Origin of the sequence: Streptomyces sp. BB1-1-1 (assembly GCF_031597775.1) — a bacterium.
GTDB lineage: Bacteria > Actinomycetota > Actinomycetes > Streptomycetales > Streptomycetaceae > Streptomyces > Streptomyces thinghirensis.
Genome location: NZ_CP134203.1, coordinates 2096362 through 2120586 on the forward strand (window position 1 = coordinate 2096362; position 24225 = coordinate 2120586).

The window sequence follows — 24225 nt, forward strand, 5'->3', positions numbered from 1 at the left end:
AAATAGCCCCAGGCGGATGCCGTACGGGCTGATAACAAGAGTCCGCAGAATCCCCGGTTTCGGTAACCGGGGATTGCGTGCTATGTTCCGCGCCGCCTCACACGCACCGTGCGGCATTCCGTCGGTTTCGAAGACAGAAAGGCGTGTGCGCTGAGGGGAGTTCAGCGGCTCGGTCCGCGCGGCGGGGCGGGGCGGGCCGGCACGCCGGTGGCCGCAACAGTGCCGTGCCGGGCCGCAGGTGAGGCTGCGGGCAGCGGCGGCTTGTCGCCCCTCCAGTGCGCTTCCCACCACTGGGTGGCGGCCTCGAACGTCTGGAAGCCGCCTTCGCGCAGAGTGTGTGTCCATGCGTCGCTGTCGACCTCTTCGAGCAGCACGCGGAAGGGCAGCGCCGCCTTCTCGTCGAGTGCCCGCAGCAGCACGGTGGTCTCGATCGGCTCGCTGTCGTACGTGTAGCTGGTGAGCAGCGCGAAGTGGTCGCCGTCACTGCGCAGACGCTTCTCCAGCACGCGGGTGGCGTCGTTCGCGGGGGCGGTGCCCATACCGTCGGGCAGGAGGATCTCCTCCTCGGGGCAGCCGCGGGCGACGAGCCAGGACTGCGCCATGGACGGCAGCGGCAGCATCTCGCTGGCGAAACGGAAGGTGCGGGTCGCCGGGTCGCGCTTGAGGTGCAGGGCGGCGATCTGGGGTTCCCCGGGGATACCCCAGGTGACGGCCCGGTTGTGCATGACGAAGAAGCTGTGCTCTCCGTCCGCGCTGTGGTGCTCGGCGAGCACGGTCATATCGTCCTGCTCGATGCCGATGCTCCCCCAGAACTGTTCGGCGACATTGTTGTTGACGGCTTCGTATGCGTCGAGACGGAAGTCGGGTTCGTAGCTGGGCATCGTGGCTTTCGTTCGATGACGCCTGGGCACCGTGCGCGTGGCGTGCACGGCGCCGTTCAGCGGCGGGGACGGGAAACGGCTGGAAGGGCCGGTGGCGGAGACGGCGCGGCACTGGGTGGGCCGGCGCGGCGGGGAGCGGTCAGGGCGGCTCGGCCGGCGTCGGTGAGGGTGACGGGCTGTCCGGCCTGCATCGGGTGCGAGCTGTCGCGCTCCACGAGCCCGTTCGCCTCCAGGCGCTGCAGCTGGGCGTAGGAAATACGGGTACGCGTGAGCGTCGCCACGGCCAGCCGGTGGGTGACGAGGTGTTTGTGGAGCTTGGCGCCCTGGGCGATGGCCAGCAGGGCCGCGACGTCCTTGGTCGGGATCTGCCGGGGAGCGCCGGCCTCGATCGGCTCCAGAGCGGCGGCGGCCGTGGTCTGTTTCGCCTCTCGTAGGCGGGCGGCCTGGGCCAGCTGGGTGAGGGTGCGGTCGATCCGGGCGAACAGAGCCTGGTCCACGGGCAAATCGCTGGAGGCGAGGCGGGCGAGCCGGACGCGGTAGAAGCCGACGTCCCGCTCGGCCGCCACGAGGTCGCGGTGAGCATCTGCCAAGGCGGCGTGCGGTGCGTCGAGGAGACCGTCGTCGCGGTGCTGCCGCAGCTCCTCGACGCTCCGGCCCACCGCGGTCTCGATCCGGTGGTCGAGGGCGGTCCGGGTGAGCCGGTCGGGAGGGGATGAGGTCATGGTGGAGGGATTTCTGGATCCGGAGCAGACGCGTCCAGAGCGACACGGACCTCGACGTACGCGCCGTCGCGGGTATGCCGGGTCGGGCCCAGCCTGTCCATGAGGTGGAGCATCGCTGTGTTGGACGCCTGCGTGAACGCGGCGAGGGTGTGCGCTCCGCGCGCGCGGGCGACGGCCGATGCCTGCCAGGCAAGGGCCGTGCCGATGCCCTGACGGTGCCGGTCGTCGGCGACTTGCAGTCCGAGGTCGGCGACGCCTGGCTCCCGGCTGGCGGGCCCGACGCAGACGAGGGCCAGTGGCCGCCCGTCGGCGCCGAGCCCGATCCAGCATCTGGCCTGGTCGAGCAGCCGTGTCAGGTCACGGGGCAGGAGGCGAGTCCGGCCCCAGCGGCGCAGCAGGTTCGCCTCGGAGCACTGCGCGTGGAAGGCGGCGACCAGGTCCCCGTCCGCCGCTGTCACCAGGCGGGTCTGCGCAAGGGCGGGGTGCGTCAGCAGGGTCACTCCGCGAGGGCGCCCAGCAGGTCCGCGCGCCGGAACGCCCGGTAGCGGCTGCCGTCGGCCGCCCGCGGCCTGTGGGACTGGACTCCGTGGGAGCGCCGCAGGATCAGGGACAGCCGCAGAGCGTTGAGGTCAGAGTAGCGCCACCGCGCATCGGCGCGACCGGGCAGTTCACGCAGGCGCTCGACCAGCTCCGCGGAGCTGACGTACTCCGGGGAGCCGTGGGCGTCGAAGACATCGAGGCAGGCGTAGACGATGGTCTGCGGGCGACCGGGACAGGACAGGAAGTCCTCGACCGCCTCCTCGTGGAGGTCGTCGAATTCGGCCATGCCCTCCAGGCCCTCGAAGTCCTCAAAGTCGTCGAAGTCGTCGAAGCCCTCGAAATCCGGGTCGAAGTCGTGCTCGTCGCCCTCCGCCGGGTCGTACTCACCCGGCGGGTCGGGCTCAAACGCGGCGGCGCAGCAGCAGGAGGTGGACAGCAGTGCGCTCAGCTCGGCCCCCGCTGCCATGCGCTCGACGAGCAGGTCGGTCAGCGTGTCCAGCTGCTCGCCGGCGCTGACCCCGGGCAGGTCGGCGGCGGCCAGCTCGGCGAGCTGCCGGTCGAATTCCTGGATCTCGACGAACACGTCGAGGATGGCGCGGTGCTGCGGGTTCTCGGTGACCTCGGCCGGCGCCAGTACGGCGGCGGCGATCTGGTCAATCAGGGTGGGGAACTGCGTCAACGAACAGGGCCCTTCAGGGTTGGGGAGGCGGGTCGGGGAAGTCCAGGCACCGCATAGGGCGGTGGACCGGGCTTGGGTACGGGTTGCCGCGTGGTCAGCTGCGGTGAGCGGGTGCGAGCGGCATGGGTGCGCTCTCCGAGCGGGCGCCGCCTGATGCCCAGGCGGGCACGGGCGGTGTCGTACACGTCGTGGGCCTCGCGCGGACGTACAGCCACGACGTGGATCTCGGTGGTGTGCGTGGAATTCGCGGGCGCCGGCCGCTGGGCGTAGACGATGCGCCAGGCGTTGCGGTGATCGACGTAGACCTTCCGGCATCCGACGAGATCGCGAGTGAGCTTGGTGCCGAAGAGGCGTGCATCGACCACGTCCTGGAGCTGGGCGAGGGCCAGGTCCCGGATGTCGCTGGGGGCTTGGAGCAGGTCGGTCAGGGCGCGGGGGTCGAAGGAGAGGCCGAAGGCCGGCCGGTCCTCGCGGCCCGTCATCCGTCGGCCTGGTCGAGTTCGCTGTTCTCCTCGGGCTCCTCAGGCTCCTCGGGCTCCTCGGTCGTGGTGGTGGTCCGGTTCGAAGGCGGCGGGCCGGGCAGCAGGCGGTGCGCGGGCCGGTCCGGATCGGTCATGCACGCCGACAGCGGCCCGCCGGCCGCCCGCACGGTGGCCATGGCGTGGGTGAGGAAATCCCGGTGCCACACGAACAAACCGGCCGGCCCCGCCTCCGGGTCCTTGTGCTGCTGGTACGCGAGCCATAGTGCGTGGAGCCAGGCGACGACATCGGCGTGTTCCTGCCACTGCTCGCACCACGGGGCGGCAGTCGTGACCTCCGCCCCGTAGACCCGGACGAGGAAGTCATCCACCCAGTCGGACAAGGAGTCCAGTTCGTCTTCGTACTCCTCGCCCTCCAGCTCAAGGATCGGGCGGGGCTCGGGCGGGGCTGCCGGAGACGGCAGGCCCGCGAACCCCGACATGCCCGGCATCCCGAAGGCGCCGAACGGCGAGTCCGCAGGCGGTGGCGCGGAGGCGAGGCTGTCGAGCTGGCGGGCCTGCTCCGCGGACTGGTCCAGCAGTTTGCGGACGCTCGCCTCGATGCTTTCCAGGTCGGAGTCCGGAAGCCGGACCGGTTCCATCTCCCCGTCGTCCGGGGGGTTTATGGATTCAGGCACGAAAAAGGACCTCCTTGAGCCGCAGCCATAGGGCGTGAATTGCGGCTCCTACCATCCGGAGAATCCCCGGTTTTGGTAACCGGGACTTGGCTGCTATAACTCTGCGCGCGGCACGAGCGGGCACATACAGAGCGCGCTCCGAGCCGCGCCGCCCCTGCAGAAGACGCCTCAGACCACGAGGGTCAAGTCGTCCTGGGTAAGGGTCTGCTGCTGCGCCTCGGTGAGCCGGTCGGCGGCGATCTCGGCATAGGTCTTGCTCTTCTCGACACCGATGAAATCGCGGCCCTCCAGCAGGGCCGCGACGCCGGTCGAGCCGGATCCGCAGGTGAAGTCGAGCACCGTGCCTCCTGGCGGAGCGATTTGCACCAGCTCACGCATGACGGAGACGGGCTTCTGTGTGATGTGCTGCCGAGCCTTGCCGCTGGGCTGCGAGGCACTGTAAAGGCCGGGCAGGTAGACCGGGTTGCGGGCCGCGTCGATCGGTCCGTTGCTCGCCCAGATGATGAATTCGCAATTCTGGGTGAAGCGTCCCTTCTGCGGCCTGGCCTGCGGCTTGTGCCAGGCGAGCACGCCGCGCCAGAGCCATCCGGCGGCCTGGATGGCATCCGTGGTGATGGGCAGCTGCCGCCAGTCGGTGAACAGCAGCGCCGTGCCGCCGACCTTGGTGAGCCGGTGCGCCTCGGTCATGATCTGGGTCAGCCAGAAGCCGTAGCTCCTCTGGTCCATGTTCTCGCCTGTGAAGTCCGGCAGCTCGTGCCCGGCGTCGGCGGAGGTGTACTTCTGCTTCGCGGACCGGGAGGTCCTCTCCTTCGCCGTCCGCCCGCCGCTGTTGTACGGCGGGTCGGTGATCACGGAGTCGACGCAGTTGTCCGGCAGCTCGGCGAGGACGCCGAGTGCGTCGCCCTGGTGCAGGGAAAAAGGCAAAGAGATACCCCAATTCGGTTCGGGTGGAGAGGGATAGACACTCCGGCTCGCCTGGATGAGACCCGTTGAACCGAATGCGGGCAGGAAGGCTCCGCGGTCCGCGCAGCGGGGAGGCGAGGGGAGGAGCCAAAACTGTAGGGCACGATCCCCGGTTGAGCGCTATCGCCGCCGAAAACCCCGAGACAGAGCCTCGATCAGAAGCGATTTCGGCAACCGGGGAGCCGCCCTTACTGTTTTGGAACTGCCCGACGAACACCGTCGATGGCACATCCCCGTCCCTGCCTTCACGGAGATTTCCCATGTCCTGGCACACCTGACCCGACGCCCCCTGCCGGTGCGAGCGGCAACTCGCACCCGTGCACCCGGGCCCCGATCTACCCACCACCCCGGCCGTCGCGCCCTTTCCTCAACGACGCACGCGCCGCCGGGACTTCACCAAGGACCTCGCTTGTGACATCGCTCTACCCTCCCCTGCCCGCTCCCCGTGACCGTCTGCCGGGAGGCAGGCCGGATTGAAGGGCATAGCCGCCGGCCTCGGCGTCGTCGTCCTCACCCCGCTTCTGCTCTCTGGCACCGCCATGGTGATGGCGTCCTCCAGCGAAGCCGCGACCACCGCTTCGTTCAGCGGATGCCTGACCGGCCTCGACAGCGCCGAGGTGACCAAGGAAGTCACCAAACTCCTCGACGGTGCCTCCGGTAAGGACATCCACATCCAGGGCCTCGACCTTCCGGCCGAGCAGATCCCCAACGCACAGACCATCGTGGCCACCGGTCTGAGCCTCGACGTGCCCAAGAAGGGCCAGATCGTCGCCATCGCCACCGCGATGCAGGAGTCGCGGCTGCGCAACCTCAACTCCGGAGACCGGGACAGCCTCGGCCTCTTCCAGCAGCGCCCCAGCCAGGGGTGGGGCACCGGGCAGCAGATCCGTGACCCGGTGTACGCGTCCGAGCAGTTCTACAAGCATCTGCTCAAGGTCGACGGCTGGCAGCAGATGAAGGTCACCCAGGCCGCACAGGCCGTGCAGCGGTCCGGTTACCCGGACGCGTACGCGCAGTGGGAGGACCTCGCCACCGCGTTGCAGAAGGCCATCGCGACCACGTTCCCCAACGCCGGCAAGGACGAGCCCGTCAAGGACAAGGAGTCCGCGTCCAGCACCGACACCTGCAAACCGGACAAGGACGGCACGTCCTTCGGACGGATCCCCGAGGGCAAAGTCCCGAAGGGATACAAGATCCCCAAGGACGCCGATCCCAAGGCACGCGCGGCCATCGAGTGGGCCATGCACCAGCTCGGCACGCTCTACCAGTGGGGCGGGTCCTGCACCGACTCCCACGGCCCCGACCCGATGAAGCGCTGCGACTGCAGCTCGCTGATGCAGCAGGCGTACGCGCACGCCGACGTGAAGCTCACCCGCACCACGTACACGCAGGTCAACGAGGGCAAAGCCGTCTCGGCGAAGAACCTCAAGCCCGGAGACCTGATCTTCAGCCGCGGCACCGCCGCCCGGCCCGAGCATGTCGGGATGTACATGGGCGAGGGGCTCGTCATCGAGGCACCACGCACATCAAAGCCCACCCGGATCGCTCCGATCAAGGACTGGGACATCCTCGCCGCGCGCCGCGTCCTCTGACGCCACACGCCGCCCGGACACCACCCGGGCGGCCCCGCCGGGCGCTCCTCTCGCGCCCCGCGCGCCACTCCCCCCTTCGCTCACCTCTCTCGCCGGCCCCTGCCCGGCCCGCGTACGCAAGGAGCCCTGCCACACCCATGCCCATACCTCTTGCAGACCGCGCCGTCGTCTTCCTCGCCTACGACCCAGGCATCTCCCCCAAGGGCGGCGGCCTGCCCGGCCTGGCCGTGCTGAAGAACGTCGTCAACAGCATCAACATGTTCGGGATCATCGCCGTCGTGGGCGCGTTGGCCGTGTCCCTCGGCGTTTGGGCCTGGGGCCACCACACCGGCGGCCACCAGGCCGAAGCCAACGGCAAAAAGGGCGCCGTCGTAGCCGCGGGCGCCGCGCTCGGCCTCGGCGCCGCCAACGGCATCGTGGCCTTCTTCTCCAGCCTGGGGTCGCAGGTCCACTGATGCAGAAGCGATTCCCCTCCCTGTCCGGGTACGGCGTGACCTGGTCTGCCAACAAGCGCGTCGCGACCGTCGCCCTGGTCATCACCGCGCTGCTCATCATCGCCGCCACCACCGCCTGGTTCACCGGCCGCGGCGAGCACGACCAGAGCACCGGCGCACCGTCCCCGTCGAGCAGTTCCTCACCCTCCGAGGCCGCCCCGAAGCCCGCGGCCGGGTCGGGTTCGGTTCCCAAGCCACCGCAGATCAGCGAACCGGTCGCCTTCGCCAAGGCGGCAGCGGCGATGCTCTGGTCGTACGACACCCGCGACACCGACCGTGACCAGCAGCTCGCGGGCATGGGCGCGTGGATGACCAAGGAGGCCAAGTACGCCGACTGGGCGTCGGTCTCCGGCCAGGTGCCCGACCCGCTGCTGTGGTCACGCATGGCCGACCAGAACCAGCACGCCACCGGCACGGTCACCGAAGGCCACTACCCCGGCGCGTTCAAGCAGGCGCTCGCCGAGGACCCCTCCGCGATCACTGAGGCGTACATCTACGTGGTCACCGTCAACGGGCGCCAGCAGATCGAGTGGAAGAAGGGCGGCGGCGGAGCCGAGGAGCGCGCCGTGACCCTCGCCGTGCAGTGCCGGCCCAGCCACGACTGCCGCCTCGCCGCCGTCGCGCCCAGCGTCACGCAGTGACCCACCCCGCCGATAAGTAAGGAGGACAACTTCCCTTGGGTTTCTGCGACTTCCCTCTCGCGGACAAGCTGTGCGCTGTCGGTGAGGCCGTCGATTTCGCGAGCGATCCCGGCAAAGCCATCGGCGACTGGATGGCCAAGAGCGCCGGCGAACTCGCCGCCGCAGCGGCCGACCTGGCCGCCAAGGCCGTCAATAGCACCACCAAGGTCGATCTGCGGGCCGGATGGTTCGTCGACAACTACGAGATGCTGCTGCCGATCGGCTTGGTCATCCTGGTCGGGACGTTCTGCGCGCAGCTCATCCGGGCCGCCGTCAAGCGCGACGGGCAGGCACTTGCCCAGGCATTCACCGGCACGATGTCGGGCGTCCTGTTCGCCTTCTGCGCCATCGCCCTGACGACGGTCGCCATCGAAGTCGTCGATGCCTTGTCCGACGGCCTGTTCGCCGCATCGCACCTGAACATCGAAACGGCCGTCCGCCGCATCGTGAAGGTGTCCCAGATCGGAGCCCTGTCCGGCCTGGGCTGGCTGGTCGCGGTGTTCGCCGGACTCGGCGCAGCCTGCGGAGCCTTCCTCTACTGGTGCGTCATGATGGTCAGAAAAGTGGGCATTCTGGTCATGGTCACCCTCGCGGTCTTCGCGGGCGCGGGTGGCGGCTGGGAGGCCGCCCGCCGGTGGCGCCGCGGCTGGATCGAAGCCACGGCCACCCTCGTGGTCAGCAAACTGCTGATGACCATCATCTTCGTGCTCGGAATCGCCGCCATGGGCAAGACCGAGGCCAAGGACGGCCTCGGAGCACTCGCCGACGTCATGGCAGGCATCGTGATCATGGTTCTGGTCTTGCTCTGCCCGTACGCCACGTTCAAATTCGTGCACTGGGCGGCCGAGGGCACGGACGGAGAATCGATTCACCGCGCTGGTGGCGCCGGCGCTCAGCTCGCCCGGCAGCACGCCGAGAAGGCCGGCCGCAAGGCCGCTGCCGCTGCGGCCACCGCCGGCACGGGCGGCGCGGCAGCAGGAGCAGGAGCGGGCGGCGCCCCGCAGGGCCCCGATGCCGCCGGAGGCGGCGGGTTCCCGGGCGACATCGCCGCCAACCCCACCGGCGGCGACAGCGGCAAGGAAGGCCAGGGTTCGCAGGGTTCTTCCGGGGCCGAAGGGCTCAAGAACGGCCTGGAGAAGGCCGTCCAGGCGCCCCCGACCAGTCCCAGCGACGACACCGGCGGTCAGGTAGGCGGTGCCCCCGGAGGGGGCGGCGGTTCCGGATCGCCCTCCGGCGGAGGCAGTGGCTTCATGTCGCAGCCCGGCGCCGGAGCATCCTCGCCCCCGCCCCAGGGCGCTCCACCGGCACCGGACTCAGGCAGTACCTCCAGCGGGACCGGCGCGCCGCCGCCCCCGCCCGCCGGCCTGTAGCCCCTGCCCGACTCCGGGGCGGCACGCGCCGCGCACTTGCCGCCGCGTGCCGCCCCGGCCACCGCCCGCGCACCCCCGGAACGGCCCTTGTCTGATCTCACCGTCACACCGCTCACCGTCAAATTCCCCCACCGGTCGAAGCGCGGCATCCTGCTCGGCCTGTCGCTGCCCCAACTCGTCCTGGTCTCATGCGCGTTGGCGCTTCTGCTGGCCACCGTGGTCTCCACCGGCCTGCTCGGCGCCATCGCCCTGACACCGCTGTGGGCCGTGGTCGCCGCCTTGGTCGCCATCCGTCGACACGGCCGCTCGCTGATCGACTGGGCGCCGATCGTCGTGCGCTTCGCCCAGCGGCGCCGCACCGGCCAGACCCTGTGGCTCGCCCGGCCCGTCACCCGGCCCCGCCACGACGGCGTCCTGCATCTGCCCGGCACCGCCGCCTCGCTGCGGGTGGTCACCCCCGGCGACTCCGTCAATGGCGCCGCCGCCGTGCATGACCCGCACCGGCAGACCCTGACCGCCGTCGCCCGGGTCTCCAGCAGGGCCTTCGCCCTTCTCGATCCCGCGACCCAGAACCACAACGTGAGCAGCTGGGGACGCGCGCTCGCTGGCATCGCCCGCACCGGACAGGTCGCAACCGTGCAGGTGCTGGAGCGCACCGTGCCCGACAGCGGCGACACCCTCTCCCGTTACTGGAGCCAGCAGGGCCACCCCGAGACACCGGTCGCCGGGCAGGTCTACAGCGATCTGGTCGCCTCCGCAGGGCCCGCCGCCGCCCCGCACGAGGCATACGTGGCGATCTCCCTCGACCTCAAGGCCGCCAAGCGACTCATCAGCCAGGCCGGCGGCGGGCTACCCGGCGCCTTCACCGTGCTTGAACAGACCACCAGCTCCATCGCTCAGGCCGCGCGCAGCGCCGGACTCATGGTGACCGGCTGGCTCTCTGCGCGCGAGATCGCCGCCGTCATCCGCACTGCCTACGACCCCAAGGCACTGTCCGCACTGCAGCAGTGGTCGGAGTCCGGACGGGCAGAAGCCGACCCGGCCGCCGCCGGGCCCGTGGTCCAGGTCGAGGAGTACGACCGGCTCGCCACCGACACCGCCCGGCACGCCACCTACTGGGTCGAGGACTGGCCCCGCACCGAGACATCCGCCGGCTTCCTGCACGGCCTGATGTTCACCGCCGGAGTCCGGCGCACCCTCTCCCTTATATACGTGCCCCAAGGGCTCGAGTCCGCGATGCGCGACGTCCAGCGCAAGAAGGCCGCCATCATCGCCGACGCGAACGAGAGGTCGCGGCGCGGGCAGGTCGACTCCGAGGCCGACAGCGTGGAGTACGCGGACGTCAAGACCCGCGAGCGCCAGCTGATCGCCGGACACGCCGATGTGGCCCTGACCGGGCTCCTCACCGTCTCCGCCGAGACCGACGCTCTGCTCGACGCCGCCTGCGCGCAGATCGAGACCGCTGCCGTCACCGCCCAGGTCGACCTGCGGCGCTTGAACTTCCAGCAGCCCGATGCCTTCACGCTCGGCGCCCTGCCGCTCGCCCGCACGGCCCTGTAGCCCCCCGCCCGGCCACCCGCCGACGTCCTGCCACCGCGGCAGGAAGGAACTCTTCCCCTTTGACCTCTGCCATCCCCGTCGGCGACGCGTACCCGTACCTGCGGGCCGCCAGCGCCGGCATCCGCCACCACACACGCGCCCGCGCCCCGCGCGCTGAACGCCCCGCCTCACCTGCGGACCGCGTGCACCTCGACGTGCTGCACGCCCATCTGACCTCGCTGCACCAGCTGCTCGACCAGCTCGCCGACACCACCCGGCCGCCGCATCCCGCCGCCGGCCGACATCTGGCCACCGCGCACACCCGGCTGTGGCAGGCCACCGCCGCCGTGCACGACGCCTTCCACCTCCTGCCCGTGGCGGACGCGGCCCCGACGGATACCGAGTGCCACCCTGAGCGGCTCCCCGAGGGACCGCCCGTCCTGACCATCTGCCAGCGCCACCTCGCCGCCGGCCACGTCGTCCGCCGCAAGACCACTCCGGCCGACCTCAACGCCCCGGCACCCGGCCACACCACCACCTGCGCCCAGTAACCCGCTCCACCGAAAGGCCCTGCATGCGCAAGCTCAAGCGCTCCACCTCCACCGCCGCCCTCCTCGCCACCCTCGCCGGCACGGCCGCGCTGGCCACCGCCACGCCTGCGTCCGCCGCCAGCTACCACTGCACGACCAGCAGCTACACCGTCGACGACCCGTCGTACACCGGCCCCGACTCCGACAACTGGGACTTCGACGTGCGGCTCTGCGCCAAGCGGAGCGGCGGCTACATCTACACCACCGCCACGGTCAACTGGGACGGCCCCTACGCGGCCAACCAGCACAGCAGCCTCACCTTCAACAAGGCGCGCTTCCACCTGCAGACCAAGAAGTCCACCGCCGGCACGGACCCGGTCGTGAAGTACGCCAACTACACGGGCTTGGAGCACGCGCTCGAACACAGCAGCGGCAATGGCAACGGGAGCTACAAGACCGGAACCCTCAAGACCAAGGCCAGCGGCCGGTACCAGTACCTCGCCGACGGCTACATCGAGCTGGACTGGTCGGGCGACGGCACGGGCTACCGCAAGCCGCTCCTGTTCAGCGCCTCCCCCCGCGTCTGACCCCCGCACCGCTCCAGACCGCCACCTTGTGAAAGCCGCCCTGCCATGAGTCACCGGCCCACGCGCCGAGCCCGCCGCGCCAGCGCCAGCCCCCTGTTCACGCCGCATGGCACCGACCGCGCCGCCCGAAAAGCTGCCCGCCGGCAACTCGCCGAAGCCGCCGCAAAGGCCCGCGTCGAAGCAGCCGCCCACACCACCGGAGCCGGGGCGGAGGAGCAGGAGATGCCGTCGCCGCTCTTCCCGCCCGCAGGCCGCCCAGGCCCGGCGTCCTCCCGCAACAACAAGATCAAGTTGCCTGCCCACCGCATGACCACAGCCACGGCGAGCGGGGCGTACCCCTTCCTCGCCGAGGGCGGGCTGGGGGCCGAGGGCATCTACATCGGCCGCGACGTGCACGCCGAAGCCTCCTTCTGTTTCGACCCGTTCGCGCTGTACGGCAAGATCGACGGCTTCACCAACCCCAACGTGCTGTTGGCCGGGGTCATCGGACAGGGCAAGTCCGCGCTCGCCAAAAGCTTCGCGCTGCGCTCCATCGCCTTCGGCTACCGCGTCTACGTCCCATGTGATCCCAAGGGAGAGTGGACGCCCGTGGCGCAGGCGCTGGGCGGCACCTCCATCGCGCTCGGACCGGGGCTGCCAGGCAAGCTGAACCCGCTGGACGCAGCGCCGCGGCCCAACAGCGTCTCCGAGGCCGACTGGGCGGGCGAGATCCGCAAAAGGCGTCTGCTGCTGCTCGGCTCCCTGGCCCGCACCGTGCTCGGGCGGGACCTTCTGCCGATGGAGCACACCGGCCTCGACGTCGCCCTGGACGCTGTCGTCACCCGCGCCGCCGCGAGCGGACGCACCCCGCTGCTCGGCGACATCGCCGCCACCCTCAACAACCCCGACGAACTCGACACGGCCGGCGGCGTCATGTCCGGCCGCCTCGGCGACGCCTCCCGCGACCTCGCCCACGCCATGCGCCGCCTCGTCCACGGCGACCTCGCCGGAATGTTCGACGCCCCCAGCACCGTGGCCTTCGACCCCAACTCGCCCATGCTGACGATCGACCTGTCCCGTCTCGGCGGCTCCGGCGACGACACCGCACTCGTCCTCGCCATGACCTGCGCCTCCGCGTGGATGGAATCCGCGCTGTCCGACCCGAACGGCGGCCGGCGCTGGATCGTCTACGACGAGGCATGGCGGTTGATGCGCCACCCCGGCCTGCTCGCGAGGATGCAGTCCCAGTGGAAGCTGAGCCGCGGCCTGGGCATCGCCAACTTGATGGTGATCCACCGGCTGTCCGACCTGCTCACCGCCGGCGACGCCGGATCCCGCGGACGTGCCTTGGCCGAGGGCCTGCTCGCCGACTGCTCCACCCGCATCATTTACCGGCAGGAGACCGACCAACTACACGCCGCCGCCGCGCTGTTGGGGCTGACCTCGGTGGAAGCCGACGCGATCTCGCACCTCAACCGCGGCAGGGGCTTGTGGAAGGTCGCCGGACGATCCTTCATCGTTCAACATCTGCTACATTCGCACGAATTGGCCCTTTTCGATACGGATGCCCGAATGCATTGATCGTCCGTCGAGACGTGCCAGCCGTCCCTCAATCCCCGGATCCCCACCTTCATGGACAACCCAACCAGCCTTCCACCATCCGCCGGCCCCGGCTCCCAGATGGTGCACGAATCCCTCGGCGCCTCGCCTCGGTTCCTTGGTCGCCTGCACACCGAAGGCCCCGAGCTGGTCATCGCCGATCTCGTCCACACGGCCGCGCGCCACCTGGACCACGTACACGAGCAGTTCACCGCCGCCGCCCAGAACGCGGCATCCATTCTTACGCGCGCCGCTGCCGGGAACACGTCGATCAACTCCCTGGGTGTCCTGCAGAACAGAGGCACACAGATCGACATCCTCGCCGCACGTCGGGACGACGCAGTCGACCGACTCAAGGAAACCATCGACGCCTACCGGCAGGTGACAGCCTCCGAGGACGCCGCCTCCCGGGCGTACCGCCCAAGCGCCGTGCCCGCTTCGGCGCCCACGGTCACGCCACCTGCCCGTGTGGCGCGCGGCAGATAGGCCCGCCTCACCACTCCGTCAGGAGCCCATGCCCTCAGCACGCACCGACCTGGACATCTTCGCCGCCGGCCTGGCCGACCGCCTGCCCGGCGCATGGACCAGCGAATACCACCGTCACCTCACCTACCCCGACCAGTTCCCCGTGGCCGAACAGATCTGGGACGCCGGCCACGTCAGCTATGTCGCCACCGAGTTCGTGCTCGGACACGACGCTGTACTGCACGGCCCGGATCAGCAGCACCTCTACCTCGCCGACCGGCCGCGCTATCCGCACCAGTTCGTCGTCGCCCCGCTCGAGCCCGACGACGCCGCCATCAAGCCGCACCATTTCGACGGGGTCGACGAGCCGAACGGCATCGTCGTCCCCAACGATCCCGCGCGCGCCGCAGCCCTCATCGCCCGCAGGGTCCTGCCCCGCTACGAGCAGGCCCGCCAGGCGGTACGCCGCAACGCCGCCGAGCAGCCCGAGCCCCCACATCGGCAGGCTCCGCCGCAGGTCGCCCAAGTGGTAACGCTGACCTGGTACGACGACGGAGCGCTCGGCACGCCGTACGCCAGAGTGCCGGAAGAGGCGCGCATGACGCTGTACGCCCATGGCTTCCAGTACCACCCGCACCAGGCAGCCTTCCTGCTGCCCGCTGCGTACGGCGAGGACGGTCGCGCCCGGCGAATCCAGGCAGTCGCCCTCCGCCTCGCGGAGAAGGGCATCGGCGTAAACCTGCGCCACGCCGCACCGACCACGACCACGGTGCCACCGGCCGCGCCACCCACGGCTGCACGCGGCGCCGTCCGCTGATCACACCGTCCCGTTGCCCCGTTCAGGAGCCCTTCCTGCCCTTCAATTACGACGACAGCAGCCAGCTGCACTCGCTGGCTGAGCACATCCACAACACGGCCGACGAACTGCCGCTGACCAACGCGGTGCACTCCGGCAGCGACAACCTCGACGACCTCGACGACCGGGTCCGCGACATCGCCGGACTGATCACCCACATCACCACCGCGGCAGCCTTCGCCGACCGCACCGTACGCCGCGACCGCAACCCCGAGTCGGACACCATCCGGCTCAAGGTCACCCAGCTCACGCGCGCGGTCGGCGCGCTGGGACACGCCCTGGCCGACCTCGGTGAAGCCGTCGGCCACGCCGGAGCCCTCCACCAGCTCGCCGCCTCACCCCGCTCGACGCAACGCAGCGAGGCCATCGAATCCACGCGCGCCCTGCTGCACGCCCGGATCGACAGCGCCCGCGGTCGGCTCAACAAAACGGGCGCCCGACTCCACCAGGCAGCCGACCGGCTCACCGCTCCGCCTGCCCCGTCCCGCAGCACGAGCCCGAGCGTCACCACCCCCCACCCTCGGCCCAGCCCAGCCGCCTCCCGCACCCGCTGATCCACCCGCCCAAACCCCTGGAGCACCTCCATCCGCACCGCCCTCCGCGCCCTGCCCCTGCTCGTCTCCGCCGCGCTGCTCGCTACTGCCGCCACCGCCTGCACCAGCGGCGACGACACCCCGGCCGACGCGAAGTCCGCCTCCACGCCTGCCGTCCCGAAGCTGACTCCCGCACTCAGTGACGCGCAGGCTCGCGCCGTCATCACCAACTACTCGAAGATCAACAACAAGGCCAACGCGCAGCGTGACCGCGCCCTGCTCGACACCGTCGAGGACGGCCCGACGTACGCGATGTCCGTCTCCGACTACACCGAGACCGAGGGCCTGCCCAAGGCCGACCGCAAGCCGTACAAGCCGTGGTCGTACGACACCTCCAGCGCCAAGCTGTACATCCCGCGCTTCACGGCCGGCCAGGACCGCTGGTTCGCCGCCGCGCTCTCCGGCGAGAAGGGCAAGGACCCGAGCCGCATCGCCGTCTTCGCCGAGCAGCCGAAGGACAAGCGGTGGGAGATGGCCACCGTCGTCGACCTCGACAGCACGAAGCTGCCGGACATCGTCCTCGACGGAAGCGGCTACGCCACGGCGGTCGCCGCCACCGGCAACAAGCAGCTCGCCGCCGACGCCGACGTGCTGCGCACCGCAGTGATCGACAACTTCGCGACCGGCGGGACGAACACCGGCACCAAGGTCTTCGCCCCGACCAAGGCCAGCAATCAGCAGATCAAGGTCCACGAGGAAACGACCCGCAAGTTCGGGAAGTTGGGCACCACCACCTTCGCCGGCGGCACCAACGCCTTCAAGGACGCCTACGCGCTGAAGACCGCCGACGGCGGCGCACTCCTGCTGTTCGCCCACACCCACACGCAGACCGACGCCGTCGCGCACTCCGGACTGCAGATCAACCCGGACAAGGACGACAACGCCTGGCTGCACGGCATCCCGCGCACGTCGGTGACGTACACGTTCGTCTGCGCCGACGCCGCCACCGTGCCGGCGAAGGCCGCCCCGTCCCGCCTGATCGGCTACAAGTGCGCCCGCACCGACGCCTCGGGTCCGCCCGTCGGCTCCGCTCGCACGGACCGCGCCTAACCGACCGGGAGAGCCCCTTGTCCCTGCCCCACCCTGATTTCGAGCTGTACGACAACGTCGGCCGCGCCACCGAGCAGGTCACCGCCCATCGGGAGAACCGGCCGACCGTCGACGACCTGCACCGTTGGGCCGCCTACGACGCGCGAGAGTTCAGCGAATCGCTCCCCACCGGGGACGCCGGTCACAGCATCAGCAACTGGACCCAGCAGGTCTACCGTGCGCGCTCGTCCGCCGAGTTGAACACCGTCGCGCAGGCCGTCCTCGGTGACGGGCACAGCGGTCTCGGCGAGCTGCACCTGTTCTTGGAGACCGCGGCCGAGTGGTGCGAGCGCAACCAGGAACCGGGCTTCGCCGCCCGCTACCGCCAGCACGCCGAGGAGCTGTCCGCACTCGGTGATCAGCTCGCCTACCTGAGCGAGGACCACCTGGCCAGCATCTACCGGCGCCCGAACCGATCAGCACCCGCGCAACCCGCGCCGTCCGTCGCGGCGGCACCTGCCACGCCGGCAGCGCCCACGCGCCGCACCTCCCGCTGACCCACCCCGCCCACGACAGGAAGATCCTCTGTCCACTCGTTCTGTCATCGCCCGCCCCACCGGCACCACCGGCTACGCCGGAACGTACGTCCACTGGGACGGCTACCCCAGTCATCAACTGCCGCTGCTGCTCGCCGCACACCAGAACCGGTTCGCCGGCGACACCGACGCCCTGGCCGCATACCTCATCGCCGACGCACCAGAAGGCTGGTCCTACCTCGGCACCGAACTCCTCGACGGAGCACCCGAGGCCCTGCGCCAACACCTCGTCGGCGAGCACGACGAACCCGGCAAGCGATACCCGGCCCGCGCGAACGAACCGCCGCTGATCTACACCGAGCGGACGGCATCGCGACTGAACTGGGGTTATGTCCTCCACCCGCACGGCATCGAGGTGATCGGCGAGCCCGGCGCGGGACGCGGCCCCCTCGTCGCATGGGGCACCGACCCCCGCGTGCGGTTCCGCGACACCGCCTGCCTCTGGCGGCCCGACCAGCCGATCCCCGCCACCACGCCGCCTCGCGCCACCGCCCGTACGCCCGGCGCCCCAGCCCAGCCGATGACCGCCCCGACGGCGCGCCCCCGCTCACACTGACCAGCCCCACCCCAGGAGACCGATCTGTCCACCCGTGCGGTCATCGCCCGCCCCACCTCCACCGGCTACGCCGGCATGTACGTCCACTTCGACGGCTACCCCGACAGCAAACTCCCGCTGCTGCTGGCCGCCTTCCGATACCGGTTCGCCGGTGACCTGGAGGCGATGGCCCGGCACCTGATCGACGAGGTCCACATCGGCTGGGAGGAGCTGGGCACGGATCTCCTCGACGGCGCACCCGACGCGCTGCGCCGCTCGCTGACCGGGGGCGATGAGTTCCCCAGCCGTCAGCTCACCAACGTGTACAACACCAACGGCACCCCGGCCGAGCATGAACTGATCACCCAGGACGGCACCGGCGACCTGGCGTGGGCCTACGTCCTGCACGAGACCGGCATCGAAGTGATCGGCCTGCTGGCGTACGACCGCGGACCCGTCGTCGGGTGGGACACCGACCCGCGCAGCCGTATCCGCACCGACCCCGGCGCATGGAACCCGGATTCCCAGGCTCCGGTCGTGCCGCCGCGCGTCGCCCCGCGCCTGTCCGCCACCGCTCCCTCATCGGCCCCGGCGTCCCGCAAGTCCGCCCGCCGGTAGCCCCCGGAAAACCGCACCGTCCCGATCCACGCCTGTCCGGAGAAGCCCTCTGTCCCTGCACTCTCACCCGAAGATCACCGTGGTCATCGCGACCCAACTCCGCCCAGAACGACTGGCGTTCCTCACTGCCATGCACGCCAGTCTGTGCCGCCAGAGCGTCCCGTGGGAGGCCGTCGTCGCCCTTGATGGGGCCGACCCCACCCGGCTGCCCGCCGCCCTCGCCGCCGACCCGCGCGTCCGCATCCTCGCCCTGCCCCGCCCGGTCGGCGCCGCATGCGCCCGCAACCTGGCTCTCAACGACGTCCGGACCAAGTACGTGAACTGGGCGGATGACGACGACGAGTTCACCGACTGGGCCATGGCGCTGCGGCTGCGCACCTTGGAGGAGACCGGGGTGGGCTGGTGTGCCGGATACAGCGAGGACCTGCACGACGGTTCCACGACCCTGTGGCGGTGCCCGACACCGCCCGGCCGACATGAGGCCGGAGACGTATGGCGGTACTGGAAGGACCCGGCCGACACCATCCCGCTCGGCCCGACCACCCTCCTGGCCCGAACCGACCTGGTGCGCGCGGCACCCATGGGCGGCCTCGTACAGGGAGAGGACTACTGCGCCCTCGCCGTCACCTGCCTCGCCCCAGGGATCCTGCTGCCCGTTCCGGTCTACCGGTACCGCAAGCGCCCCGCGCAGATGACGGCGCAGGACTCCTACGCCGAGCTGGAAGAAAGGGCGCGAGTCTTCGCCCACGGTTTTGGTGCCAGCCTGCACGCCGCAGCGCACCCTCGCCGCGATGCCGCCTCCTCCCTCGCGTAGTTGAGGCCCCCGTTTCGCCACCCGCTCCCCGATCCCACCGGAAGAACCATGCCCAACGACCCCGACCAGGACAGGCCCGGGGAGAAGATCCTCATCTCTCCCCGCTATCTGGCCGCCAGCCTCCCTACCGACCACCAGCAGCTCCTCGACATCTTCGCCGAGGAAACCGCGTGGAGCGCACACACCGACGCGTCGTCGTTGACCGTCACCAGCCCCTGCCGGCGCATCACGATCCGCCACGACCAAGCAGCCGTGGGCCGAGGCCCTCACATGGTGATCACGGCACGTACCGACGAAGAAGCGGCTGAGCGCTGGCGGGCGGATATCGGGGGTTTCGTGCCGATCGAATGCGTCGCCAGGCTCCTCGGCACCCTGGCAGGCGAACTGGCCACCGATCCGGATCACGTCGTCTACGGCATCGGCGCCGAGCCCGGCCTGCTGGAGCTCTACGTCGACGCCGACTCCTGGGCCCACTTCGACGACTTCGGACTCTCCGGATTCATCTCGCACGACGGACACGCTGCCGTGGTCAGCCGCCCCGTGGACTCGTCGGCGCCGCCCATCCACGGAGACACATCCGTCACCTGGCACCTGGCCGCCTCCCCAGAAGACCTCGGGCACCTGTGGGACATCTCGTTCACGGACAAGACGCCGCCCTTGCTCCTGCACGCGGTCGCCGCCGAAACGCTCGATCCCCGGCCCACTCTGCGCTCCACGTCCTTCCCGTTCCCCGCCGCCGTCGCCCCGCTGGTGACCATCGAACGCCTCTCATCGCCATCCCGGCGTCCCACGGCGCAGCCTCCCCACGGCGGGCCGCCACGCCGCACCGAGCCCAAGCGCGCCCCGAAGACCCGCTGAGCCCTGTCCCTCTGGACGAACACGCTCCTGCGGACTCGACCCACCAGGACCTTGATGCCCAACCCCACCGCCGAGATCACCCTCACCACCAGCCGCCACCTGGGCCTGGTCGCCATCACGCACGGCGAGAAGTACCAGCAGGCCAACCGGGCACTGGAAGAAGCCGGATTCGCGCGCCTGCCCAACGGTGCGTCCATCGCCCCGCTGACCGATCCGCAGGCCGCGCGACGCACCGCCAGCGCTCTGGTGCATCACGCCCACGCACATGGCGCCACCATCACCACCAGCACCCGGCCCTACCTCGGCGACTTCGGCACCGAGATCGCCGCACAACTGCCCGGCACCTGGAGTGCCGAACTGGAGATCTACTCCCACCCGCTGTGGCAGGAAGACCTCTGGCCCATGCTGTGGGAGGCCGGCGAGATGTACCGGGCCCTCGAAGACCACCGCATCCCGTTCGCGTCCGTCCTGAAGAACGGCTCGGGCACCGAGCTGCTGCTGATCGAGCGTCCAGGCCACCGCAGCGGCTACCTCCTGGGCGCGCTCACCGACCGGGAGCAAGAGGACCCGCACGATGACCCGACCACGCCGCACAGCATCGTGCTGCCCGCAGATCCCGCTCTCGCCGCCCGCGCCGTCGCGGACACGTTCCTGCCCGCCCACCGGCGCGCCCTGCACCACCAGGACCTGAACAACATCCTGCGTGCCCTGGAGCGCATCCGGGAAGAACACCAGACCCTCCAGGTGATCAAGGAATCCGGCCGGTACAGCGACGGCGTCCCGCTCCGCGACTCCCGCCTGATCGCGGGCATGGAAAGGGACTTCGCCGACCACGCCTGGCTGTCCTACCGCGCCGTGCTCGAACACGCGCCGCTCCTGCTCACCCGCTGCCGTCCCGACGCCACCCCCTGGCCCGAAGACACGGCGGCCCTGACCCGTCTGCGCGAGGCGCTCGCCTTCAGCCAGGACGCCTGGGACGAGTGGAACGACCTGCGTCAGGAGTTGTACTCGATTCCCCGCACGCTGCCAGCGCATGAATGGAGTCAGGTCCGCGGGCAACTCGGCCTCGCCGTCCAGCCCGCGATCGAGACGTGGCTCGCCGACAGCGAAGCGTTCGAGCGCCAGGCCCGCGCCGCCGTACCGGGTGTGCCGGCCGCGCTGTCCGCGCCCACCCCGCGAATCCTTACCGCCCGCCCCGCGCCCCCTGCCCGCCCCGCGCTCCGCGCTGGCGCACCGCTGACCGCTGACCGCTCACAGAAAGGATTCGCCCCTGTCTGACCACTTCCGCTTCGGCGCCCATCCCGACCACGGCTTCGTGGCCGCCGCGACCGCGAACATCCCCGCGCACCTCGCCGACTGGTTTCTGGTCCGTGAACAGTTCGAGCCCGTCCCCGACACCCCGGGTCTGTACCGGCTCACCCACCCCGAGCAGGACGGTATCCGCCGTACCCGCCAGGCCGTGCACGACCTTCGTCGGCACGGCTACGAGGTCCAGGCCGACTACTCCCTCGACCCGGGCCGCAGCGCCAGCCCACCGCAACCCGCTGTACGCAACGGGCTGATGGAGCGCCGCAACCGCATCGCGCTGGCTGCAGCCACCCGGTCCCCGCAGCGGCTCACCGCCCCGACCACCACGATCCCCGGGGCTGCGCCGCCGCAACCCGCCTCCGTCCCCGTCAACGGCCGCGCCCAGACGGCCGGGAAGGGGCTAGGCCGATGAACGGCGAACCGATCCGCATCATCCGCGGCCGGGGCGGCCAGGTCGAAGTCGAAGGTGCGGTCGACGCCTTCGCCGCGAGCGTCCTGGCCCGCGCCGGATTCGACACCTACCCCACGCTGCGGGGCGTGTGGATCCGGTTGCCCTTCGACCTGGGCCGTACCTGGGAGAACGAGCACGCCAGCTGGGCGGCCGAGATGCTCACCGCTGCCCGCTACCACGTCGACCTAGATCAGGACCTGCGCGTCGCCCCGCCCTCGGCGAGCGCACCGTCGGCGCAGCGCCGCACGAAGGCCGCCATGACCGTTCAGTGCGCACCCCCGGGCGCCTCGCGGCGGCAGCGCCGCTGATCCGACGCCCCCGACACGAAAGCCCGCCGTCCTGACTTCCTCCGCCGCCATCACCCTCCACCTCGCCGCAGGCAACACCATCGTCGCGCTCCCCAGCGGCGAGCGGCACCGGTGGGCCACCACCGCCCTGGAACTGGTCGGGTTCACCCGGCACCAGGACGAGGCCCATCGACTGCCCCTCGGCGACCATGCCCAAGCACGTGCAGCACTCACCCAGCTCCACGAGACGGCCCGCGACTGCCAGGCCAAGGTCATCACCAGTGAGCGTCCCTATCTCGGCGACATCGCGCACGCCGTCGCCGAGGGCCTGCCCGGCCCGTGGGAGGTGGACATCGAGCACTACCCGGACGGATCCATCCCGGCGCACCTGCTGGACTGGGTGTTGGAGGCCAGCCCCGCGCTGTCCGCGCTGTCGAAGTACCACACCTCCTGTGCGGCGATCCTGCGCGACGGCGGCGGCACCGAACTCCTCCTGACCGAACGTCCGTGGGACGGAAGCTACTTGGTCGGCACCCTGCTGCCCTCCCCGGACCACGTCTACGTAGTCGGGACCGGCGCGCCGCGCACCAGCATCGCCACCACCGCCCACGGTGCCGCTGCCGACGCGCGCTCACGCCTCCTGCCGGAATTCGAGCAACTGGTGCTCCTGGCAAGGCTGCGCGAAGTGCAGGAAGACCTGCACTGGGTGCGAGATGCCGAGCCGGGGACCGTGCCCACCGTGGACCTCGACGCCGCGCTGGACCGATTCCTCACCCACGCGCCCTACCTGATCGAGGCGACCCGCCGGGGCGACGGCAAGCCACTGGCCGTACCGGAGACGGGTGTCCTCGTCCGCCTCGAAATCCTCGTTGCCCGGGTTCAGGCCGACGCCGGCGCCCGAGACAACGGGGAGCCGGGCGGCATGGACGAAGCGATGGCCCTGTGGCTCGAGTCCGGCGAAGACCTGGTCGACGCGGTCCGGGCCACCAGCGTCGGTCCGGCCGAGGAGCCCTCCCGCACGGCCGTCGCCACCGCCACGCCGCCCAAGCCTCCGACAGCGGTCGCTGCTCCCGGACGGACCCGCTGACCTTCCACTGCCGCCGCCCAGCCCAGACCGATCACGGAAAGCACCCGCGTTGAATTCCCTTACCAGCCGCCCGCCGGCCCGCTCCGCTTCCCGGCGGCTGCTCGCCGAGCGCCACGTCGCCCGGCTGCTGGTGGGCACCCTGACCGGGCGGCTGCCCAACGGCATGGCCCCCGTCGCAATCCTCCTCCTGATCGCCGAGCAGGGCGGATCCCTCGCGGCTGGCGGGCTGCTGTGCGCGCTGTACGGGCTGACCAGCGCCATCGGACAGCCGGCCCTGGGACGGATGGTCGACCGTCGCGGGCAGACCCGGGTCACGGCCGCCGCCGTCCTGATCACCACGGTCTGTCTCCTGCTGCTGCCGTACATCTACGCCGTCCTCCAGCCGGCGCTCGCGGCCGGCCTCGTGGTCCTCGCGGGTCTGAGCACGCCCCCGCTGGAGGCGAACCTGCGCGCACTGTGGGGCGCCGTGCTGCCGGATCCCGAGCGGCGGCGCGCCGCGCTCGCGCTCGACACCGGAGCCCAAGGGCTGATCTACGTCGCCGGCCCGCCGCTGGTCGCCCTGCTGTCCGCCGTGCACGGTCCCAGCATGGCCATGACGGTCACCGCGGTGCTGGGACTGCTTGGCGCAACCACGGTGCTCAGTGCCGCGCCGTCCAGGGCGTGGCATCCCGCCGTCGCACGTGCCGGAGGGTTCCTCGGGCCCCTGCAGCACGGTGGGCTGCGACTGCTGTCCCTTGCCGTCGGCGGTGTCGGCTTCGCCTTGGGTTCGATGAACGTGTGGGCGGTTGCGATGGCCGACCGGCATGGCATGGCTCTGCTGTCCGGACTGATCCCGGCAGCACTGTCCATCGGCAGCCTCGTCGGCGGCATCATGTACGGCCGACGCCGCTGGCCGGGCCGTCTGAGCAGTCAACTCGTCACCGCAGCGCTTCTGTTCGCCTCTGCCTGGGTGCCGCTCACCTCGGGCCCCGGCCCGCTCGCCGCGACCGCGTTCACGGCGCTGCCGGGCCTCTTCCTCACCGCGCTGATCACCAGCGCGTTCCTGACCGTGGACGCGCTCGCCCCCGCCGGCACCCGCACCGAGGCGTACGCCTGGCTGATCACCGCGGTCGGCACCGGGCAGGCCGCTGGCACGGCCCTCGCGGGCGTCCTGTCCACCGGCCCGTTTGCCGCCGCGCTCCCGGCCGCCGGATCCGTCGCCTGCCTGGGAGTACTGCTCTGCACCCGCCGTCGCCTCGCCACCCCGGGCAAACCGCGTCCCCGTGGACGGCGCCGCCGCGCCCCGGCCCACGCTGCGCATCGCTGACCCGCGCGCGAATGGAAGCTCCGGGCCCGCCTCGCCTTCGCCCAACACCCCACCGCTTTCCCACCACCACCGATAGGAGATCCGCCTTGCCCGAAGCACAAGCAGAGCCGT

28 protein-coding genes are annotated in these 24225 nt (G+C 70.8%); 21 read left to right on the top strand and 7 right to left on the bottom strand.

Going from position 1 to position 24225, the window contains the following annotated elements:
- Positions 1 to 161: 161 nt before the first annotated feature.
- The 7 genes from RI578_RS09670 to RI578_RS09700 form a co-directional block, all read right to left on the bottom strand.
- Positions 162 to 881 carry a hypothetical protein gene (locus RI578_RS09670; protein WP_310870719.1) on the bottom strand — a complete coding sequence of 240 codons (720 nt, stop codon included), beginning with the start codon at positions 879 to 881 and terminating at the stop codon, positions 162 to 164.
- 56 nt (positions 882 to 937) lie between these two features.
- Entirely contained in the window at positions 938 to 1603 is a 666-nt protein-coding gene (locus tag RI578_RS09675) for a hypothetical protein (protein ID WP_310870720.1), read from the bottom strand.
- Positions 1600 to 2103: a GNAT family N-acetyltransferase gene (locus RI578_RS09680; protein ID WP_310870721.1), complete on the bottom strand. Its 504-nt coding sequence runs from the start codon at positions 2101 to 2103 to the stop codon at positions 1600 to 1602. The genes RI578_RS09675 and RI578_RS09680 overlap by 4 nt, the downstream gene beginning before the upstream one ends.
- Positions 2100 to 2822 carry a DUF3631 domain-containing protein gene (locus RI578_RS09685; RefSeq protein ID WP_310870722.1) on the bottom strand — a complete coding sequence of 241 codons (723 nt, stop codon included), beginning with the start codon at positions 2820 to 2822 and terminating at the stop codon, positions 2100 to 2102. The genes RI578_RS09680 and RI578_RS09685 overlap by 4 nt, the downstream gene beginning before the upstream one ends.
- A complete protein-coding gene (locus tag RI578_RS09690; RefSeq protein WP_053928740.1) occupies positions 2819 to 3304 on the bottom strand; it encodes a hypothetical protein in 486 nt (161 codons plus the stop codon). The genes RI578_RS09685 and RI578_RS09690 overlap by 4 nt, the downstream gene beginning before the upstream one ends.
- Complete coding sequence (locus RI578_RS09695; protein WP_310875719.1) at positions 3301 to 3942, bottom strand: DUF4913 domain-containing protein; 642 nt, start codon at positions 3940 to 3942, stop codon at positions 3301 to 3303. The genes RI578_RS09690 and RI578_RS09695 overlap by 4 nt, the downstream gene beginning before the upstream one ends.
- A gap of 204 nt (positions 3943 to 4146) precedes the next feature.
- Entirely contained in the window at positions 4147 to 4902 is a 756-nt protein-coding gene (locus tag RI578_RS09700; protein ID WP_097242951.1) for a site-specific DNA-methyltransferase, read from the bottom strand.
- Between the two features lie 512 nt (positions 4903 to 5414).
- Between RI578_RS09700 and RI578_RS09705 the strand changes: the two genes are divergently transcribed.
- The 21 genes from RI578_RS09705 (at position 5415) to RI578_RS09805 (ending at position 24114) form a co-directional block, all read left to right on the top strand.
- On the top strand, positions 5415 to 6533 hold the full coding sequence (locus RI578_RS09705; RefSeq protein ID WP_053928742.1) for a C40 family peptidase: 1119 nt from the start codon (positions 5415 to 5417) through the stop codon (positions 6531 to 6533).
- A 137-nt stretch (positions 6534 to 6670) separates the two neighbouring features.
- Positions 6671 to 6988: a DUF6112 family protein gene (locus RI578_RS09710; protein ID WP_053928743.1), complete on the top strand. Its 318-nt coding sequence runs from the start codon at positions 6671 to 6673 to the stop codon at positions 6986 to 6988.
- Entirely contained in the window at positions 6988 to 7668 is a 681-nt protein-coding gene (locus tag RI578_RS09715; protein ID WP_053928744.1) for a hypothetical protein, read from the top strand. The genes RI578_RS09710 and RI578_RS09715 overlap by 1 nt, the downstream gene beginning before the upstream one ends.
- A gap of 35 nt (positions 7669 to 7703) precedes the next feature.
- Positions 7704 to 9077, top strand: coding sequence for an ATP-binding protein (locus RI578_RS09720; RefSeq protein WP_310870723.1), 1374 nt, complete (start codon positions 7704 to 7706; stop codon positions 9075 to 9077).
- An 87-nt stretch (positions 9078 to 9164) separates the two neighbouring features.
- Positions 9165 to 10637, top strand: coding sequence for an SCO6880 family protein (locus RI578_RS09725; protein ID WP_310870724.1), 1473 nt, complete (start codon positions 9165 to 9167; stop codon positions 10635 to 10637).
- 59 nt (positions 10638 to 10696) lie between these two features.
- Positions 10697 to 11167, top strand: coding sequence for a DUF6238 family protein (locus tag RI578_RS09730; RefSeq protein WP_310870725.1), 471 nt, complete (start codon positions 10697 to 10699; stop codon positions 11165 to 11167).
- 23 nt (positions 11168 to 11190) lie between these two features.
- Positions 11191 to 11733 carry a hypothetical protein gene (locus RI578_RS09735; protein WP_054102488.1) on the top strand — a complete coding sequence of 181 codons (543 nt, stop codon included), beginning with the start codon at positions 11191 to 11193 and terminating at the stop codon, positions 11731 to 11733.
- Positions 11734 to 11778: 45 nt separating this feature from the next.
- The gene (locus RI578_RS09740; protein ID WP_310870726.1) at positions 11779 to 13293 is read left to right on the top strand and encodes an ATP-binding protein; all 1515 of its coding nucleotides are present in this window, start codon (positions 11779 to 11781) and stop codon (positions 13291 to 13293) included.
- A 51-nt stretch (positions 13294 to 13344) separates the two neighbouring features.
- A complete protein-coding gene (locus tag RI578_RS09745; protein WP_310870727.1) occupies positions 13345 to 13797 on the top strand; it encodes a hypothetical protein in 453 nt (150 codons plus the stop codon).
- A 28-nt stretch (positions 13798 to 13825) separates the two neighbouring features.
- Positions 13826 to 14593, top strand: coding sequence for a hypothetical protein (locus RI578_RS09750; protein ID WP_097242957.1), 768 nt, complete (start codon positions 13826 to 13828; stop codon positions 14591 to 14593).
- A 125-nt stretch (positions 14594 to 14718) separates the two neighbouring features.
- On the top strand, positions 14719 to 15186 hold the full coding sequence (locus RI578_RS09755) for a hypothetical protein (protein WP_124264754.1): 468 nt from the start codon (positions 14719 to 14721) through the stop codon (positions 15184 to 15186).
- Positions 15187 to 15477: 291 nt separating this feature from the next.
- Positions 15478 to 16275 carry a hypothetical protein gene (locus RI578_RS09760; protein WP_310870728.1) on the top strand — a complete coding sequence of 266 codons (798 nt, stop codon included), beginning with the start codon at positions 15478 to 15480 and terminating at the stop codon, positions 16273 to 16275.
- Positions 16276 to 16292: 17 nt separating this feature from the next.
- Complete coding sequence (locus RI578_RS09765) at positions 16293 to 16811, top strand: hypothetical protein (protein WP_310870729.1); 519 nt, start codon at positions 16293 to 16295, stop codon at positions 16809 to 16811.
- A gap of 670 nt (positions 16812 to 17481) precedes the next feature.
- Complete coding sequence (locus RI578_RS09770) at positions 17482 to 18003, top strand: hypothetical protein (protein WP_310870730.1); 522 nt, start codon at positions 17482 to 17484, stop codon at positions 18001 to 18003.
- Positions 18004 to 18082: 79 nt separating this feature from the next.
- Positions 18083 to 18817, top strand: coding sequence for a glycosyltransferase (locus RI578_RS09775; RefSeq protein WP_310870731.1), 735 nt, complete (start codon positions 18083 to 18085; stop codon positions 18815 to 18817).
- 48 nt (positions 18818 to 18865) lie between these two features.
- Entirely contained in the window at positions 18866 to 19675 is an 810-nt protein-coding gene (locus RI578_RS09780) for a DUF317 domain-containing protein (protein WP_310870732.1), read from the top strand.
- A gap of 54 nt (positions 19676 to 19729) precedes the next feature.
- Complete coding sequence (locus tag RI578_RS09785; protein WP_310870733.1) at positions 19730 to 20953, top strand: hypothetical protein; 1224 nt, start codon at positions 19730 to 19732, stop codon at positions 20951 to 20953.
- 37 nt (positions 20954 to 20990) lie between these two features.
- Positions 20991 to 21395 (top strand): hypothetical protein, encoded by a 405-nt coding sequence (locus tag RI578_RS09790; protein ID WP_310870734.1) that lies wholly within the window; start codon positions 20991 to 20993, stop codon positions 21393 to 21395.
- Positions 21392 to 21742: a hypothetical protein gene (locus RI578_RS09795; protein WP_310870735.1), complete on the top strand. Its 351-nt coding sequence runs from the start codon at positions 21392 to 21394 to the stop codon at positions 21740 to 21742. The genes RI578_RS09790 and RI578_RS09795 overlap by 4 nt, the downstream gene beginning before the upstream one ends.
- 325 nt (positions 21743 to 22067) lie before the next feature.
- Positions 22068 to 22808: a hypothetical protein gene (locus tag RI578_RS09800; RefSeq protein ID WP_310870736.1), complete on the top strand. Its 741-nt coding sequence runs from the start codon at positions 22068 to 22070 to the stop codon at positions 22806 to 22808.
- Positions 22809 to 22857: 49 nt separating this feature from the next.
- Positions 22858 to 24114, top strand: coding sequence for an MFS transporter (locus RI578_RS09805; RefSeq protein WP_310870737.1), 1257 nt, complete (start codon positions 22858 to 22860; stop codon positions 24112 to 24114).
- Positions 24115 to 24225 lie beyond the last annotated feature (111 nt).

Excerpts from the sequence above, each read along its gene's own strand:
- RI578_RS09750 (WP_097242957.1), top strand. The coding sequence starts at position 13,826 with ATGCCCTCAGCACGCACCGACCTGGACATCTTCGCCGCCGGCCTGGCC.
- RI578_RS09760 (WP_310870728.1), top strand. The coding sequence starts at position 15,478 with ATGTCCGTCTCCGACTACACCGAGACCGAGGGCCTGCCCAAGGCCGAC.
- RI578_RS09690 (WP_053928740.1), bottom strand. The coding sequence starts at position 3,304 with ATGACGGGCCGCGAGGACCGGCCGGCCTTCGGCCTCTCCTTCGACCCC.
- RI578_RS09745 (WP_310870727.1), top strand. The coding sequence starts at position 13,345 with ATGGACAACCCAACCAGCCTTCCACCATCCGCCGGCCCCGGCTCCCAG.
- RI578_RS09695 (WP_310875719.1), bottom strand. The coding sequence starts at position 3,942 with ATGGAACCGGTCCGGCTTCCGGACTCCGACCTGGAAAGCATCGAGGCG.
- RI578_RS09785 (WP_310870733.1), top strand. The coding sequence starts at position 19,730 with ATGCCCAACCCCACCGCCGAGATCACCCTCACCACCAGCCGCCACCTG.
- RI578_RS09770 (WP_310870730.1), top strand. The coding sequence starts at position 17,482 with ATGTACGTCCACTTCGACGGCTACCCCGACAGCAAACTCCCGCTGCTG.
- RI578_RS09675 (WP_310870720.1), bottom strand. The coding sequence starts at position 1,603 with ATGACCTCATCCCCTCCCGACCGGCTCACCCGGACCGCCCTCGACCAC.
- RI578_RS09670 (WP_310870719.1), bottom strand. The coding sequence starts at position 881 with ATGCCCAGCTACGAACCCGACTTCCGTCTCGACGCATACGAAGCCGTC.
- RI578_RS09780 (WP_310870732.1), top strand. The coding sequence starts at position 18,866 with ATGCCCAACGACCCCGACCAGGACAGGCCCGGGGAGAAGATCCTCATC.
- RI578_RS09795 (WP_310870735.1), top strand. The coding sequence starts at position 21,392 with ATGAACGGCGAACCGATCCGCATCATCCGCGGCCGGGGCGGCCAGGTC.
- RI578_RS09740 (WP_310870726.1), top strand. The coding sequence starts at position 11,779 with ATGAGTCACCGGCCCACGCGCCGAGCCCGCCGCGCCAGCGCCAGCCCC.
- RI578_RS09735 (WP_054102488.1), top strand. The coding sequence starts at position 11,191 with ATGCGCAAGCTCAAGCGCTCCACCTCCACCGCCGCCCTCCTCGCCACC.
- RI578_RS09710 (WP_053928743.1), top strand. The coding sequence starts at position 6,671 with ATGCCCATACCTCTTGCAGACCGCGCCGTCGTCTTCCTCGCCTACGAC.
- RI578_RS09715 (WP_053928744.1), top strand. The coding sequence starts at position 6,988 with ATGCAGAAGCGATTCCCCTCCCTGTCCGGGTACGGCGTGACCTGGTCT.